This is a genomic window from Haloactinopolyspora sp., assembly GCF_027324685.1.
Lineage (GTDB): Bacteria > Actinomycetota > Actinomycetes > Jiangellales > Jiangellaceae > Haloactinopolyspora.
On record NZ_DAHVSH010000044.1, the window covers coordinates 60,986 to 76,328 of the forward strand.

The 15,343-nt window shown below is 69.8% G+C and carries 16 protein-coding genes; 6 read left to right on the plus strand and 10 right to left on the minus strand.

The annotated features are described in order from the left end of the window. Window positions 1-6 precede the first annotated feature (6 nt). From M6444_RS05985 to M6444_RS05995, 3 genes are all read left to right on the plus strand, one after another. Window positions 7-2,943, plus strand: coding sequence for an FAD-binding and (Fe-S)-binding domain-containing protein (locus M6444_RS05985; RefSeq protein ID WP_298324145.1), 2,937 nt, complete (start codon window positions 7-9; stop codon window positions 2,941-2,943). A 192-nt stretch (window positions 2,944-3,135) separates the two neighbouring features. Further along, window positions 3,136-3,417, plus strand: a complete 282-nt coding sequence (locus M6444_RS05990) for a hypothetical protein (protein WP_298324149.1) — start codon at window positions 3,136-3,138, stop codon at window positions 3,415-3,417. 154 nt (window positions 3,418-3,571) lie between these two features. Next, window positions 3,572-4,411, plus strand: a complete 840-nt coding sequence (locus tag M6444_RS05995; RefSeq protein ID WP_298324189.1) for a PAC2 family protein — start codon at window positions 3,572-3,574, stop codon at window positions 4,409-4,411. 102 nt (window positions 4,412-4,513) lie between these two features. On the opposite strand, the gene M6444_RS06000 is transcribed toward M6444_RS05995, so the two are convergent. The 6 genes from M6444_RS06000 to M6444_RS06025 all read right to left on the minus strand — a co-directional run bounded on the left by M6444_RS06000 (window position 4,514) and on the right by M6444_RS06025 (window position 9,419). Continuing rightward, window positions 4,514-5,473, minus strand: coding sequence for a type IV toxin-antitoxin system AbiEi family antitoxin domain-containing protein (locus tag M6444_RS06000; protein WP_298324150.1), 960 nt, complete (start codon window positions 5,471-5,473; stop codon window positions 4,514-4,516). 181 nt (window positions 5,474-5,654) lie between these two features. Then, window positions 5,655-6,887 (minus strand): cysteine--1-D-myo-inosityl 2-amino-2-deoxy-alpha-D-glucopyranoside ligase, encoded by a 1,233-nt coding sequence (mshC, locus tag M6444_RS06005; RefSeq protein ID WP_298324154.1) that lies wholly within the window; start codon window positions 6,885-6,887, stop codon window positions 5,655-5,657. 17 nt (window positions 6,888-6,904) lie between these two features. Beyond that, window positions 6,905-7,699, minus strand: a complete 795-nt coding sequence (locus M6444_RS06010) for an SCO1664 family protein (protein WP_298324157.1) — start codon at window positions 7,697-7,699, stop codon at window positions 6,905-6,907. 7 nt (window positions 7,700-7,706) lie between these two features. Next, entirely contained in the window at window positions 7,707-8,267 is a 561-nt protein-coding gene (locus M6444_RS06015; protein ID WP_298324160.1) for a DUF3090 domain-containing protein, read from the minus strand. Window positions 8,268-8,276: 9 nt separating this feature from the next. Further along, window positions 8,277-8,978, minus strand: coding sequence for a histidine phosphatase family protein (locus M6444_RS06020; RefSeq protein WP_298324163.1), 702 nt, complete (start codon window positions 8,976-8,978; stop codon window positions 8,277-8,279). Window positions 8,979-9,074: 96 nt separating this feature from the next. Beyond that, entirely contained in the window at window positions 9,075-9,419 is a 345-nt protein-coding gene (locus M6444_RS06025; RefSeq protein ID WP_298324166.1) for a hypothetical protein, read from the minus strand. 28 nt (window positions 9,420-9,447) lie between these two features. On the opposite strand from M6444_RS06025, the gene M6444_RS06030 reads away from it, so the two are divergent. Further along, window positions 9,448-10,587: a M23 family metallopeptidase gene (locus M6444_RS06030; RefSeq protein WP_298324168.1), complete on the plus strand. Its 1,140-nt coding sequence runs from the start codon at window positions 9,448-9,450 to the stop codon at window positions 10,585-10,587. Window positions 10,588-10,597: 10 nt separating this feature from the next. Here M6444_RS06030 and M6444_RS06035 read toward each other — a convergent pair whose 3' ends face one another. After that, the gene (locus M6444_RS06035; protein WP_298324170.1) at window positions 10,598-11,476 is read right to left on the minus strand and encodes an undecaprenyl-diphosphate phosphatase; all 879 of its coding nucleotides are present in this window, start codon (window positions 11,474-11,476) and stop codon (window positions 10,598-10,600) included. Window positions 11,477-11,486: 10 nt separating this feature from the next. After that, a complete protein-coding gene (locus tag M6444_RS06040) occupies window positions 11,487-12,542 on the minus strand; it encodes an LLM class F420-dependent oxidoreductase (RefSeq protein WP_298324172.1) in 1,056 nt (351 codons plus the stop codon). 97 nt (window positions 12,543-12,639) lie between these two features. Between M6444_RS06040 and M6444_RS06045 the strand changes: the two genes are divergently transcribed. After that, window positions 12,640-13,611 (plus strand): aldo/keto reductase, encoded by a 972-nt coding sequence (locus tag M6444_RS06045; protein WP_298324174.1) that lies wholly within the window; start codon window positions 12,640-12,642, stop codon window positions 13,609-13,611. 11 nt (window positions 13,612-13,622) lie between these two features. Here the strand turns inward: M6444_RS06045 and M6444_RS06050 are convergent, their stop codons facing one another. Continuing rightward, window positions 13,623-14,240 carry a hypothetical protein gene (locus M6444_RS06050; protein ID WP_298324177.1) on the minus strand — a complete coding sequence of 206 codons (618 nt, stop codon included), beginning with the start codon at window positions 14,238-14,240 and terminating at the stop codon, window positions 13,623-13,625. A gap of 60 nt (window positions 14,241-14,300) precedes the next feature. Here M6444_RS06050 and M6444_RS06055 point away from each other — a divergent pair, with 60 nt between their 5' ends. Then, complete coding sequence (locus tag M6444_RS06055; RefSeq protein WP_298324179.1) at window positions 14,301-14,513, plus strand: DUF5703 family protein; 213 nt, start codon at window positions 14,301-14,303, stop codon at window positions 14,511-14,513. Between the two features lie 79 nt (window positions 14,514-14,592). Here the strand turns inward: M6444_RS06055 and M6444_RS06060 are convergent. Then, a partial coding sequence (locus M6444_RS06060; RefSeq protein ID WP_298324181.1) for a PT domain-containing protein occupies window positions 14,593-15,343 on the minus strand: 751 nt, incomplete at its 5' end.

Below are 15,343 nucleotides of genomic sequence, written 5' to 3' on the forward strand. Positions count from 1 at the left end.
GACCCCATGAGGAACGCCACCGCGCAGGACGCGACCACCGAGGCTTCGGCCGGCGCCGTGCGTGCCCTGGTCGAGCAGTTGCGCAGCACAACGGCGATCCAGGTGCACGACGATCCCGCCACTCGGGCGCTGTACACGATGGATGCCTCGAACCATCGCCGCGTGCCCGGTGCCGTAGCCGTCGTGCGCGCCCCCGGCGAGGTGGTCGATGCGCTGCAGGCCGCCCATGAGCTCGGCGTCGACGTCGTCGCACGCGGCGGCGGGACGAGTCTGGCCGGCAACGCGTGCGGCGGGGGCCTGATGCTCGACCTCACCGAGCTCGACCGGATCGTCGAGGTCGACCCGGCGACCCGGACCGCCCGGGTGCAGCCCGGCGTCATCCTCGACGACCTGCGAGCCGCTGCGGCGCCCCACGGCTTGACCTTCGGCCCGGATCCCTCCACCCACAGCCGCTGCACCCTGGGCGGCATGATCGGCAACAACTCCTGCGGCTCGCACTCGGTGGCCTGGGGAACCACCGCGGACAACGTCGAGGAACTCGACGTCGTCCTCAGCGACGGCACCTGCCTGACCGTCGGGGCGGCGCCCGGTCCGGAGCTCGACCGGCGAGCCGCACTGCCCGGGCGCGCGGGCCAGATACACGCTGCGCTTCGCGATCTGGTGAACGGCGACCTCGCGGTGATCCGCCGGGAGCTCGGCCGGATCCCCCGGCAGGTCTCCGGGTACGGCCTCGACCGACTGCTGCCCGAGAACGGTCACCATGTCGCCCGGGCGCTGGTCGGTTCCGAAGGCACCTGTGCGGTCGTGCTCGGCGCGACCGTGCGCCTGGTCGAGGTGCCCGCCGCGCGGGTCCTGCTGGTCCTCGGCTTTCCCGACGACGTCGCCGCGGCCGACGCCGTCCCCGCCGTCCTCCCCCATCATCCGCTGACCGTGGAGGGTATGGACGAACGCCTGGTCGCCATCCGCGACGCCAAACGCGGCGGTCGAGGACGACGACCGGAGCTGCCGAAGGGCGGGGCCTGGCTGTTCGTCGAGGTCGCCGGTGCAGACATCGGGCATGCGACCGAACAGGCCGCCCGGATCGCAGCGGAGTGCTCACCGGCCTCGCACCGGGTCCTCACCGACCCGGTCGAGCAGCGCGCCTTGTGGCGGCTGCGAGAGGAAGGCTCGGGAACGGCGACGCGAATGGCCGACGGTTCCGAGGCCTGGCCCGGCTGGGAGGACGCGGCCGTACCCCCTGATCGGCTGGGCGCTTACCTGCGTGAGTTCCGCTCCCTGCTGAGATCGCACGGTCTGCACGGCATCCCCTACGGGCACTTCGGCGAAGGTTGCTTGCACATCCGGATCGACTTCGACCTGATCACCGACGACGGTGTCGCCGCCTATCGCCGCTTCATGACCGAAGCCGCCGACCTGGTCGCCCAGCATGGCGGGTCGCTGTCCGGCGAGCACGGGGACGGCCAGGCCCGATCGGAGTTGCTGCCGCGCATGTACTCCCCGGAGGTGATGCGGCTGTTCGATCGGTTCAAGCGGATCTGGGATCCGCAATTCCGGCTCAATCCCGGCGTCATCGTCCGGCCCCGGCCGTTGGACACCGACCTGCGATTCGCCGCGGTGCGCACGGAGGTTCCGGCCACGATCTTTTCGTACCCGCATGACGACGGCGACTTCGCGCAGGCGGTGCGCCGGTGTGTCGGCGTCGGGAAATGCCGCAATCGCGCCGGGGCCGCCGGTACCGCTGCGGGCGCCGTCATGTGCCCGAGCTTCCAGGTCACCGGGCAGGAAGAGCACTCCACCCGCGGCCGCGCGCACCTGCTGCACGAGATGCTCGCCGGTGAGGTCATCACTGACGGCTGGCGCTCCACCGAAGTCCGCGACGCACTCGATCTGTGCTTGTCGTGCAAGGGGTGTCTGAGCGACTGCCCGGTCGACGTCGACATGGCCACCTACAAGGCGGAGTTCCTGTACCACCACTACCGCGGTCGGCTGCGACCGGCCGCGCACTACTCGATGGGTTGGCTGCCGCTGTGGCTGCGGCTGGGCTCGCTGGCGGCCGGGCCGGCCAATGCGGCGATGCGCTCACCGGTGCTGTCCCGCCTGGCCAAGCGCATCGGCGGAATCGCCGCCGAGCGAGACCTCCCCGAGCTCGCGCCAGAGACGTTCACGCGCTGGTTCCGCCGTCGTGCGGGCCGAACCAGCGGGCCACAGGTGCTGTTGTGGCCGGACACGTTCACCGACCGGTTCGCCCCCGAGATCGGCCGGGCGGCCGTCGCGGTCCTGCGTGCGGCCGGCTTCGACCCACGCCTGCCCCGCGGCCCGGTGTGCTGCGGGCTGACGTGGGTGTCGACCGGTCAGTTGGGGGTGGCCAAACGGGTCATGCAGCGCACGCTGCGCGCCGTCGAACCCGCGCTCGCCGCCGGCGCTCCGGTGATCGGGCTCGAGCCCAGTTGCCTGTCCACCCTGCGCAACGAGATGCCGGATCTCCTGCCCGACGATCCACGCGCCGAACAGCTCGCCGCGCGCAGCCAGACGCTGGCCGGGTTCCTGACCGAGCACGCGCCGGACTGGTCGCCGCCGCACAGCGAACGCACCGCGCTGACACAGGTCCATTGCCATCAGCACGCCACGTTGGGGTACGACGCCGAAGACGCCCTGCTTGCCGCCGCCGGGGTGCAGTCCACCCGCACCGGCGCCGGTTGTTGCGGGCTGGCCGGCAATTTCGGCTTCGAGCAGGGTCACTTCCAGATCTCTCAGGCCATCGCCGAGCAAGCGTTGCTGCCGGCGGTCCGCTCAGCCGCTCACCAGACGTTGATCGTCGCCGACGGATTCAGCTGCCGGACCCAGATCCGGCAGGGCAGCGGCCGCCGGGCGGTTCACCTGGCCGAAGTCCTCGCCGCCGGTTTGACCGACTCGTCCGCGCCCGCCCAGTCGCCCGGGAAATGATTCGGCCATCCCGCTTGACGGATGGCCACACGGCGGGAAGCGTGGGAATGGCGAACGGCAGTCGACCGGCCCAGCCGCCGGGAGAGGATTTCAACCGCCGACAAGACGTGCTCGTCGGGTCTTCGCATGACCCCGCACTGTCAGTCCGAGTCCGCATTCGAGACTCCCCCTTTTCTTGAGAGGTCATTCACCATGCTCACGTTGACCGAGAACGCCGCTGCGGTCATCCGCAACATCACCGGGCAGCAGGACATGCCGGCTGGGACCGGGTTGCGCATCGCCTCGAACGAGGACGGCGCGCTCAACCTCAACCTGTCCCCCGAACCCGAAGCGGGCGACCAGGTCCTCGACGACTCCGGTGTGCGGCTGTTCCTCGACGCCGAAGCCGCCGTCATGTTGGACGACAAGGCACTCGACGCCGCCGTCGACGCGGACGGTTCGGTCCAGTTCGCGCTGGCTGAACAGTCCGAATGAGGCAGCTCCCGCGCTCGTGACCTGATGGTGATCTCCGCGTCCGTCCGATCGCGACCCGCTGACCGCGCCCTCGCCCGCCGATGGCCGTAGGGTGGGCCCCAGGACGACGGGGTCCGACGGACGCGGATGATCGCCACCCAGGGAGACGAGTGTGATGGAGCTCGACAGCGCGCCACGGCTGCGCGATCCCGTACTCATCGCGGCTTTCGAGGGTTGGAACGACGCAGGCGAGTCGGCCACGGCCGGCGTCGAGTACCTCGAGCAGCAGTGGAACGCCACCCCGATCGGCGGCCTCGACCCGGACGAGTACTACGACTTCCAGGTCAACCGGCCGTTGGTGAGTCTGGATGACTCCGGGGCACGCGAGATCGAGTGGCCCACTACGCGGCTGTCGGTCGTCCGCGAAGCCGACGCCGGGCGTGATCTCGTTCTCTTGCGCGGCATCGAGCCGAATCTGCGCTGGCGCTCGTTCTGTGCCGAACTGCTCGCCGCAGCCGGCGAGCTGGGTGTGCGACAGATCGTGACGCTGGGCGCTCTACTCGCCGATGTCCCGCATACCCGTCCGGTCCCGGTCACATCGGCCTCCAGCGACCCCGAAAAGGCCGCCCGTCTGGGCCTGGAGCCGTCGAACTACGAAGGCCCCACCGGTATCGTCGGCGTCTTCCAGGACGCCGCCACCGCCGGCGGCTACGACGCGCTGTCCCTGTGGGCGGCAGTACCCCACTACGTCGCGCAGTCGCCCTGCCCGAAGGCCACGTTGGTGCTGCTCCAGCATGTCGAGGACTACCTACAGCTGTCGATCAGCCTCGACGACCTGGTCGAGCAGGCAGAAGCGTGGCAACACGGCGTCGACGAACTGGCCGAGGAAGACGCCGACGTTGCCGAGTACGTACGCCGTCTCGAAGAGGCCCGCGACACCGTCGACCTGCCTGAAGCCTCCGGCGAGCACATCGCCCGCGAGTTCGAGCGCTACCTACGCCGCCGCGACCGCTGACCCCACTGTTGTCGAATGATCATGTTCACTTGGCAATTCCCTGCCCCACCACCCATACACGCCTGGTGATGCGCCACAACGCCTCGTGGTGCCGATGACCGCTCAGACGTAGCGCCGTCGCCGCGCCAACGCGAACGCCCGGCGATAGCGCTGCGCCACGACGTCGTCGCGATACAGGTCCGCCCAGACCGGCCGCACGACCTGCATCCCGCGCTCGCGCAACCGATCCTCTCGCCGTTTCTCGCGCCAGATCGCATCGCCTGCGCTTTCGCCGGGGCGAAGCAGCCGCCCGTATTTCTCCCGTCCGTCGAACTCCCCGACCGTGGCGAAATCGTCGAAGTAGAAGTCGACCCGGTCCTCGCTGCCGTCCAGCCCCTGGACGACGACCTGCAGCTGCGGCGCCGGGAGCCCGATTCGCCACAACTGCACCCGGTGCCGGGACTCACCGACGCTCTCCGCGCGTCCGTCGGCAAAGGCCACGACACGCCCGGCCGTGCGGGCGCCTTGCCACGTCCGCATCTCGTCCAACATCTCGAGCAGGGCCTCGGGTTTCACGTGTGGCCGCGCGAGCGCTGAGTCGGCCGTGACGACGCCGGACTCGAACGGCACCGTACGGGCGACATCGATGACGGTGCGCGCGTCTGACGTGGCGACGATGCCGCCGGCGTATTCGGTGACCTCTGAGTCCGGCAGCGGCCCGACGTGGTGGTGCACGCCGGCTTCGCGCCGCGGCGCATGCAGGTCGGCCCGCGTCACGTGCACCGTCGTGAGGTCGACGTCCCACACGTCCAGCCCGCTGAGGACGGCGGCGGTCACGTGACTGGCGACGGCCGGCTCATCGAGCTGACGGAGGACGGCGTGGGCGCGGGCACGGTGCCGGCCGACGTCGTCGAGGGTGTCCCACACGCATCGTTGCATGTAGGCGCCGCGACGGACGGTGATCCATTCGCCACGTTCACGCAGCCGAGCGATTTCGTGATCGAGATATCCGGCGTCGAGCGCTTGGGGTCGCAAGATGACATGGCCCTGAGTCGCAGCCAGGGTCTGCAGCATTTCGTCCATGGCAGCCGACGGTGGCCGAGTGCGGTCGCATGGCGCGAGGGGCGCTCGCCGATCTGTGGACAACTTGCGGCTTGGGGCATGCCTGTGGACGAGGCGGCCAGCCGCTGGGCATCACGAGGCGTTGTGACGCATCACCAGGCGTGTATGGGTGGTGGAGCAGGGAATTGCCAAGTGAACATGATCATTCAAGGGAAAGGCCGAGGAGGGCGTCGACGAGGTCGCTGAAGAGTGCCGGAGCTGACGGATCCATCGGCTGGCCGGCGCCGGCGGCGCTGTCCACCCACCGGTCGATGGTGGCGATCGCGCCCGGCGTGTCGAGGTCGTCGGCGATGTGGCCGCGCACGTCGGACAGCAGCTGCACGGCATCCGGCGCCGCTGACGACCGTGCCACCTCACGCCAGCGGTCGAGCCGGGCGGACGCCTGCTCCAGGAGGTCGTCGGTCCACTCGCGGTCGGCTCGGTAGTGCCCGCTGAGCAACGCCAGCCGCACAGCCGCCGGGTGGTGCCCGTTGCGGCGCAGCTCCGAGGCGAACACCAGGTTGCCGAGCGACTTGGACATCTTCTCGCCGTTCAGGCCGACCATGCCGGCGTGCGCGTAGACGTGCGCGAACGGCCAGCGCTCCTCCCCGACCTGTCCGTGGGCCGCGGACATCTCGTGATGCGGGAAAGCAAGGTCGTTGCCGCCGCCTTGCACGTCGAACGGCATGCCGAGGTGCTGCAATGCGATCGCCGTACACTCCACGTGCCAGCCTGGACGCCCCGGGCCGAACGGGCTGTCCCAGGACGGCTCCCCCGGCCGCGCACGCTGCCAGACCAGGCAGTCGAGCTCGTCCTTCTTGCCGGGTCGGTGCGGGTCGCCGCCGCGCTCGGCGAACAGGTCCCGCATGGTGGCGGGATCGAGCCCGGCCACCTGGCCGAACTTCGGGTCGGAACGAACCGAGAAGTAGAGGTCGCCGTCGACGTCGTAGATCGCCCCGGCGGCTTGCAATCGCTGAATCAGCTCGATGATCACCGGGATGGACTCGACGGCGCCGACGAAGTGCTGCGGCGGTATCACCCGCAGCCACGCCATGTCGTCGGTGAACAGCTGCGTCTGCTGGTCGGCGAGATCGCGCCAGTTCTGCCCGGTCTCGATGGCGCGCTCGAGCAGCGGGTCGTCGACGTCGGTGACGTTCTGGACGTAGGCGACCGCGAACCCGGCATCGTGCCAGGCGCGATTGAGCACGTCGAAGGCGATGTAGGTGGCGGCGTGACCCAGGTGGGTTGCGTCGTACGGCGTGATACCGCACACGTACATCGACGCTGTGGGGCCGGCGGCCGCGACCCGGGTACTGCCCGACGAGGTGTCGTGCAGCCGGACCGGCAGACCACGGCCGGGGAGGTCGGGCAGGTCGGGGGCTGGCCATGCACGCATGCCGAAAGCCTAGGTGCTCAGAACACCGGCCATGGAACGGGCATCCGGCCGGTGGGATGGGGAAATCTGCCCACGGTGAGCAATTCATCGATCCGCGCCGAGGTCGCCGCCACCTCAGCGCCGCTGAGCAGCGTGTTCAAGGTGTGGCCGAGATCACGTCCGAGGGCTTCGCGCAAGGAGACCAGTTCGGCGCGTTCGGACGCGGTGATCGCCTCGCCGGACCACCCCCACAGCACGGTGCGCAGCTTCGGATCCGGGTGAAAGCACACCCCGTGATCGACGCCGAAGATCGCGGTGCGACCGACGGCGGCCGGGGCCGCCAGGACGTGTCCGCCCTTGCGGTCGGCATTGTTGACGACGACGTCGAACAAGGCGAGTCGGCGCAGGTCAGGTGTGTCGGCGTGGACGAGGACCACCGGGGCGCCGGAGTCGTCCATGGCTTCGAGGACGACGTGCCATCCCGGCTCGACCTCCGCCGGGGCGACGACGTCGACCCAGCTCACGGCTCCGTCGGGCGCGTCGATCCACTGCTGGCACATGCCCGGACCGAACGGGCCCTGCTCGCGCAGCACGGTCGGCGGCACGTGTCGCCAGCCGGCAGCTTCGGCGAGTTCGTACGCGGCGACCTCACGCCGGGCCAGCGTGCCGGTCGGGAAGTCCCACAAGGGCCGTTCGCCGCTGATCGGCTTGTAGACACACCGCACGGTGCGATCGCCGTGCGTGACGTGCCCGCGCAGGGTCAGGTTCGAAGCGACCGTCAGCCTGCCCTCGATGCTCAACTCGCCTTCTCGCAGCAGGCTCAGCGTGTCCACGAGGAGGTCAGCTCCGCCGCCGGTAACCGTTCTGCCGGGGGCAGATGTGCCCTTCGGCGTCGAGTGGGAGGCTGCACAGCGGACACGGCGGACGTCCGGCGGCCACCAAGGCCTGTGCTCGTTTCACGAACGCCCGCGCCTCGTGCCCGGTCAGCCGCACGACGATGACGTCGCGGTCGGATTCGTCGGGGTCGTCCGGCGGTTCGGTCTCCTCGTCGCTGACGGCGTAGGCGGCCACGACGACCCGCTCATCTTCACTGTCCCAGGACAGCGTCATGGCACCGACTCGGAACTCCTCCACGATCGGCTGCTCGAGCGGATCGAGATCGTCGGCATCGGGCGGCGCGACCGTCGGCACGGGCGCGGTGCCGCCGGAACGCCGGAGCAGTTCGTCGAGCATGGTGTCGACGCGCTCGGCGAGCACAGCCACCTGCTCCTTCTCCAACAGCACGCTGATCAGCCGAGTGGCGTCGCGGACCTGGAGGAAGAACGAACGCTCGCCGGGACGTCCGACCGTTCCGGCGACGAAGCGGTCGGGCGAGTCGAATTTGTACACCTGCGCTGCCACGGGATGACTTTATCTCGCACCGACGCCACGGCCACCACCGACGACGCCGTCGCTGCTCGCCGTTTTCCGGCTGCGGCGCCGGGTGATCCGTAGAAAGCCCACGTCGCCTCCGACATCGTTGAGCCGCAGGACGAAGGGCCGACGCTCGGTGTACGAGATGGCCGTCAGTGAACACGGGTCGACGGCCAGGCGCTGGAAGTGATCCAGATGCATGCCCAACGCGTCAGCCACGACAGACTTGATGACGTCGCCATGGGACACCGCGAACCAGACCGCCGAGTGGCCGGCCTCGGCGGCGATGCGCGCGTCATGCTCGCGGATCGTGGCGACGGCGCGGGCCTGCACGGCTCGTAACGACTCACCACCGGGGAACACCGCGCCAGAAGGGTGCTCCTGCACGACTCTCCACAACTTCTCGCGCCGCAGCTCCGCCAGTGGTCGGCCCGTCCACCTGCCGTAGTCGCACTCGGTCAGGTTCTCGTCCACGGCGACGGTGCCGGAGTCGCCGGCCAACAACTGCGCCGTACGGACACAGCGCTCGAGTGGGCTACTGACGATCGCGGCCGGACGGACACCGTCCAGGCGCCGCGCGAGAGCTTCGGCCTGGGCCACACCGGTGTCGTCCAGATCGACGCCGGGGGTCCGCCCGGCCAGGGTCTCAGCGGCGTTGGCCGCCGTACGTCCATGGCGGACCAGCACGACCGTAGGCATGGCCTCACAGCATACGACCCTCCAAAGGCCCCGCGCATATGTCAAGCTGTGATCGTTCAACCCAAGCGGAGGGGGACCAACGCCGATGCGGTTTGTTCATCGCCGATTCGCGAGTGTGCTTGCCGCTATGGGTCTGGGCGCCGGCGTCGCGGTCTCCCCGGCCTTCGGGATGTCCCCCACGCCGCCACCCACACCACCTACGCCGTCGGTGTCGCCATCGGGGTCGCCCACCCCCACTGAGACGGCGCAAACTCCCACCGACACGCCTACTTCTACCGACACACCCACGCCGACGAAATCTCCGTCACCGACGAAAACACCCCCGCCGACGAAGACACCGACACCGCCGAAGACACCGACACCGACCAAGACACCGAAGCCGACGAAGAAGCCGACCGGAACACCGACGCCGACCACCACGCCCGACAAGCCGACGGACAAGCCGCCCGAGCAGCCGCCCGACACCCTCGTGCCCGACGACGTACCGTCCGACCCCGACACGGCCTACCAGCAGGCCATCGCCGGCGCTCAGACCGTAGCCGTCGCCGAGGCGCGCCGCCTGCTCGCCGAAGTCATGGCCGACGTGGACACGGCTCAGGTCTCCTACGCGCTGGCCCGCTCAGCCGCCGATGCCGCCCGGCGTGAAGCTGACGAGGCGCAGCGACGCCTCAAGGTCGCCGAGGAGTCGGCGGCGCGGACCGAACGGCAGATCGCGGACCTGGTGCGCCGCACCGAATCCACCCGCGACACGCTGGGCTTGGTGGCCCGTGAGGCGTACAAGGGCACCAACCTGGCGGCGCTGGGTGTCGTGCTCGCCGCGGAGACTCCGGCCGAGCTGACCACCCGTTACGTCGGCATGCGCACCCTGCTGCGCACCGGCGATTCCACCCTGGGTCGCATGGCCGTCGACGAAGCCGAATTGCGCAACGCCTACGCCCGGCTGACAGGTCAACGCGTCACACTGGCCCGACGCGCCGAGCAGGCCGCCACCGCCCGCCAGGACAAGGAAGCCGCCGAGCAAGCCGCCGAAGCGGCTCGAGGCGTACTCGACGAGAAGTCGGCATTGGTCGCCTCCGCCCTCGACGCGGCCGAGCAGGCACGTCTCGAGGACTACAGCCGATACATGGCGCTGCTGAACGAGTCCACCGCGATCGGCGCCCGGCTGGCCGGACTGGACTACGGGCCCGGTTACGGCACCGGCACGTTCCTCCGGCCGGGTACCGGCTCGACCACGTCGGAGTACGGGCCGCGGCTGCACCCCATCCTCGGTTACGTCAAGCTCCACACCGGCCTCGACTTCGGGCGAGGTGACGGAGCGGTGTACGCCGCCGACTCCGGCACCGTCGTCGAGGCGACGTGGAACACCGCCTACGGCAACATGGTCATCGTCGACCACGGGCTCTGGAACGGCCAACGCCTGACGACGATGTACGCCCACCAGCGCGACCTCGCCGTCGCCGTCGGACAGAAGGTCGAGAAGGGCCAGGTCATCGGAACCATCGGTTCCACCGGCTACTCCACCGGGCCGCACCTGCACTTCGAGGTCCGCCTCGACGGCAACCACACCGACCCGTGGCCGTGGGTCGCCGACGCGCCGGCTCCGGGCTGAGCCGCCCGCCTCACAACGCGGACCACGTCCCGGTCATGAGCATGATCAGGGTGAACGAACCCAACACGATGCGGTACACGATGAACGGCGCGAACGTGCGCCGTTCGATCCATCGGAACAGCCACGCGATGACACCCAGCGCCACGAGGAACGCGATGACCGTGGCCATGATGGTCGGCCCGGTGCCGTACACCGAGCCCTCCTCCATCGCGCTCGGCCACTCGTAGATGCCTGAACCCAGCACGGCCGGGATCGCCAGCAGGAACGCGAATCGAGCGGCCGTGGGGCGGTCGAGCCCGAGGAACAACCCCATCGTGATGGACGCTCCGGACCGCGACACCCCGGGCACCAGGGCGAGCGCTTGTGCGGCACCGATGGCCACGGCGTCGCGCATGCGCAGGTCTGCCGCGCCGCGCTCCTTGCGCCCCACTCGGTCGGCGATGCCGAGGATGATCCCCAGCGCGACGAGCGTGGTCCCGATGATCCACAGCGACCGGAAGTCGTTCTCGATGACGTCCTTGAGCGCCAACCCGGCGGCCACGATCGGCAGCGTGCCGACGATCACGAACCAGCCCATCCGCGCATCGGTCGGGTCGTAGCCCCGCCGGCGCCGCCCGCGGCGAGCCGATGCGCCACCCCGTGACCGTCGCGCGAACAACGACCGGAACCACGCGTCGATGATCCGCCCGATGTCACGAGCGAAATAGAGAATGATGGCCGTTTCGGTGCCGATCTGGCTCACTGCGGTGAAGGCCGCGCCCGGGTCCTCCCAGCCGAAGAGCTCCGGGAAGATCCGCAGGTGCGCGCTGGACGAGATCGGCAAGAACTCGGTCAGGCCCTGCAGCACGCCGAGCACGGCGGCCTGGAACCACTCCATTCCTCCGCTCACGCTCGCCTTCTCACTCCGCCAGCCCGGCTGCGTCGACGGCCTCGGCGAGGTCGCGCAGTCGGGCTAGACGAGTCTGCAGGGTCTCTGCCCCGCCGGTGAACGCGACCGTCAAGGTCGTGACGCCGGCCTCAGCGTAGGCGGGCAGTCGCTCCCGGATCCGCTCCGGCGGGCCGATGAGGGCGGTGCGGTCGATGAACTCCTGCGGCACCGCCGCGGCGGCAGCCCGGTACTCGCGGTTCAGGAACAGGTCCTGCACCTCCGTGGCCGCCTGCTCGAAACCCATCCGCACCGCCAGCCGGTTGTAGAAATTCTGCTCCCGGCTGCCCATCCCACCGATGTACAAGGCGGTGTAGGCGCGCACCTCGTCGGCGCACGCTGCGACGTCGTCCCCGATGACCAGCGGCACTGTCGTGACGACGTCGAATCCGTCCATGGAGCGCCCGTCCTGTTCGCGCCCGGCCCGGATGGGCTCCATGGACTCCGCGGCGTGCTCGGGAGCGAAGAAGACGCTGAGCCATCCGTCGGCGATCTGGCCGGTCAGCTCGAGGTTCTTCGGGCCGATCGAGGCGAGGTAGATCGGGATCCGCTCGCGCACCGGACGCATCATCAGCCGCAGCGCCTTGCCGGGGCCGTCCGGCAGCGGCAGCGTGAAGTGCTCGCCCTGATAGGCCACCTTCTCCTGCCGCAGCGCACGTTCGACGATGTCGACGTACTCACGGGTGCGCTGCAGCGGCCGCTCGAAACGCACGCCGTGCCAGCCTTCGGACACCTGCGGACCGGACACGCCGAGACCGAGCCGGAACCGCCCACCCGACACGGCGTCCAGCGTCACCGCCGTCATCGCGGTGGCTGCAGGCGTGCGGGCCGGTATCTGCATGACCGCGCTGCCGACGTCGATCCGTTCGGTCTGCGCAGCGATCCACGCCAGCAATGTCGGCGCGTCGGAGCCGTAGGCCTCAGCAGCCCAGACCACCGAGTAGCCGAGACGTTCGGCTTCCTGTGCGAGTGCGATCTGGTCGCGAACATCAGGCCCGCTCAGGTAACCCAGGTTGAGCCCCAGCCGCATTCGCCCCGCACCTTTCGTCGTACTGCTTGCGCCTCGGCGGACTCTACCGGCAGCGTCTTGGCGCCCCGCGCCGTCCCCACCAGGTAGCCTCACCCGCGTGGAACAGCGACGACTCGGTGACAGTGGCCTACGGGTGTCAAGCCTCGCGCTCGGGACCATGACCTGGGGACGCGACACCGATCAGCACGAGGCCCGCGAACAACTCGAAGCCTTCGCCGACGCCGGCGGTACGTTGCTGGACACGGCGGCGTCGTACGGCGGCGGGGAAAGCGAGCGGCTCGTCGGTGCGCTGCTCGACTCGTGTGTGCCTCGCTCCGACCTCGTGATCGCCACCAAGGCCGGCGGTTCGTATCCCGGCGACGGTCGTTCTGTCGACGTCTCGCGCAAGAGCTTGCTCGACCAGCTCGACGACTCGCTGGACCGCCTCGATCTCGACTACGTCGACTTGTGGCAAGTCCAGGCGTGGAGCGACGACGCGCCGATGGACGAGACCCTGGGCGCGCTCGACATCGCGGTGGCGTCCGGACGAGCCCGGTACGTGGGGGTGTCGAACTACTCCGGGTGGCAGACGGCGGCGGCAGCGGTCCATCAGCGCGCCGCCCCCGGCCGGATTCCACTGTGCTCGACCCAGGTCGAGTACTCATTGCTGCAGCGCGGCATCGAACGCGAAGCCCTGCCCGCCGCCCAGCGCTTCGGGCTGGGCGTGCTGGCGTGGTCCCCGCTGGGACGCGGTGTCCTGACCGGGAAGTACCGCGGCGGGACCCCGGCCGATTCGCGCGCTGCCTCGAGCCATCTCGTGTCGTTCGTCGAGCCGTACCTCGACGACCGGTCCCGCCACATCGTCGAGGCCGTGTGCACCGCGGCCGACGGGTTGGGGACGCTACCGCTCGAGGTGGCCCTGGCCTGGGTACGCGACCAGCCGGGGGTCGCATCGGCGGTCGCCGGGGCACGCACCGCGGCTCAACTGCGTGACGTCCTGGCCGCCGGCGACCTCGTCCTGCCGGCGGAGATCCGCGCCGCGCTGGACGAGGTGTCGGCGATTGCCACCGGCTACCCCGAGGCCGGCTGACGCAGCCGGCCTCAGTCCTGCTCGTCGCCTCGGATGACCTCGTCGACGCGGTAGACCAGCAGATCTTCGTCGGCCACCTGGAACGGGTCGTCGGTCAACGTCTGCTCGTCTCCGGCGGCCAACGCCTGCACCCAGACCGTCCCGCCCCGTGGGCGGAGCCCGGCGTCCTCGGCCCGCTCGTCCAGGCCGTCCACGCCGTAGGCGTGCAGCATCTGGTACAGGGCGCGTCCCGGGTGTGAGACGTCGGCGACCGCGGACTCCAGCGGGTCACCCGGGTAGAGCTCTCCGTAAGCCTCCCGGCCGGCTCCGAGCAGCCCGTCGATGTCGCTGATCTGGTAGTCACGGCGCACGAGCACGCCGACCAGGCCGGGCGAGGTGTCGGGGTCCTCGTATTCGAGGTCGGTACGGGGCCCCTCGGGGAACTCCCAGGGAGTCACTTCGTCGCACAGGTCGAACAGCAGGTCGTCGTAGCGCTCAGCCGCATGGCGCAGCGCCGTGTACGCCGCTTGTACGGCGGTGTCGGATTCGCCGCTGCGAGCCAAGGCCGCCTGCAGGTGCGCTTCGAGGGCGTCGGTCAATTCGTCGAGTGCGTTCTGGAGGCGTTCGGTGTCATGCGAGGGGGTGGTCACAATCGCAGACCGTACCCAATGTGGGCGTGGCACGATATGCGGATGCAGTGGTTAGCGCCGATGACTTCGAAACGCCCAGCACCGGCGGTTCCCGAGTACGAGTTCTGGCATCTCCGTCTGCCCAGCACCACGTCGCGCGGGGCAGCACGGCGCCTGCTCACCGACCGTGCGGAGTACGGCCATTGGGAACTGGCTCGCGTGCGACTGGACTCCGACGGCACCCGCCGCATCACCCTGCGCCGCAAGATCCTGCGGGTGCGCCCGACGATCTGACCGGTTGCTCCTCAGCAGATGAAACGGCCCCTCCCGGCGGTGTGCCGGAAGGGGCCGTGTCATTCAGGCCCGTTCTGGGTCAGGACCTCCGGGCCCGCAGCGCCACGGCGGCACCGCCGACGAGCAGGAGGCCCGCGGCGGCCAGCAGGGCCGACGTGGACGCACCGGTGTCCGGCAGGTCGTCGTCGTCACCGGACTCCGTGCCGGCCTCGTCCCCGTTCTCGTCCGGGTCCTCGGTGGGCTCCGCCGTCGGCTCCTCAGTGGGCTCCTCGGTGGGCTCCGTGGTCGGCTCCTCGGTGGGCTCGTCGGTACCGGCGACGGTGATGACGGTCTCAGCCGAGGCCTCGCCACCGTTGTCACCGGCCACCGACGTCACCGCGACACCCAGCTCACCAGCAGCAGCGTCGTCAGCGATCTGAACCTCGAACGTCGCCTCGTTCGACGCACCAGCCGGCAGCGTCGCCTGCGTGCCACACACCAGATGCTGCGGCGAAGCCAACGCGCAGCCCTCGGCCGGACGCTCAGTACCTTCCTCGAGCTCCTGACCGGCCACACCGATGATCTCAGCGCCCTCCGGCACCTCGAAATCCACCGTGCCGCCCACGAGGTCTTCGGAACCGACGTGCTCGACCTTCGTCGCGATCTCGACGACGTCGCCCGGCTCGCCCTCGACCTGTGCGTCGGCGGTGACGTCGAGCGCGACGCCTTCCTCGGCGACGGTGATGACGGTCTCAGCCGAGGCCTCGCCACCGTTGTCACCGGCCACCGACGTCACCGCGACACCCAGCTCACCAGCAGCAGCGTCGTCAGCGATCTGAACCTCGAACGTC

What these genes read in the sequence shown, in the direction of transcription:
- M6444_RS05985 (WP_298324145.1), top strand. Translation starts at nt 7, where the DNA reads ATGAGGAACGCCACCGCGCAGGACGCGACCACCGAGGCTTCGGCCGGC.
- M6444_RS05990 (WP_298324149.1), top strand. Translation starts at nt 3,136, where the DNA reads ATGCTCACGTTGACCGAGAACGCCGCTGCGGTCATCCGCAACATCACC.
- M6444_RS05995 (WP_298324189.1), top strand. Translation starts at nt 3,572, where the DNA reads ATGGAGCTCGACAGCGCGCCACGGCTGCGCGATCCCGTACTCATCGCG.
- M6444_RS06000 (WP_298324150.1), bottom strand. Translation starts at nt 5,473, where the DNA reads ATGGACGAAATGCTGCAGACCCTGGCTGCGACTCAGGGCCATGTCATC.
- mshC (WP_298324154.1), bottom strand. Translation starts at nt 6,887, where the DNA reads ATGCGTGCATGGCCAGCCCCCGACCTGCCCGACCTCCCCGGCCGTGGT.
- M6444_RS06020 (WP_298324163.1), bottom strand. Translation starts at nt 8,978, where the DNA reads ATGCCTACGGTCGTGCTGGTCCGCCATGGACGTACGGCGGCCAACGCC.
- M6444_RS06040 (WP_298324172.1), bottom strand. Translation starts at nt 12,542, where the DNA reads ATGCGGCTGGGGCTCAACCTGGGTTACCTGAGCGGGCCTGATGTTCGC.
- M6444_RS06055 (WP_298324179.1), top strand. Translation starts at nt 14,301, where the DNA reads ATGACTTCGAAACGCCCAGCACCGGCGGTTCCCGAGTACGAGTTCTGG.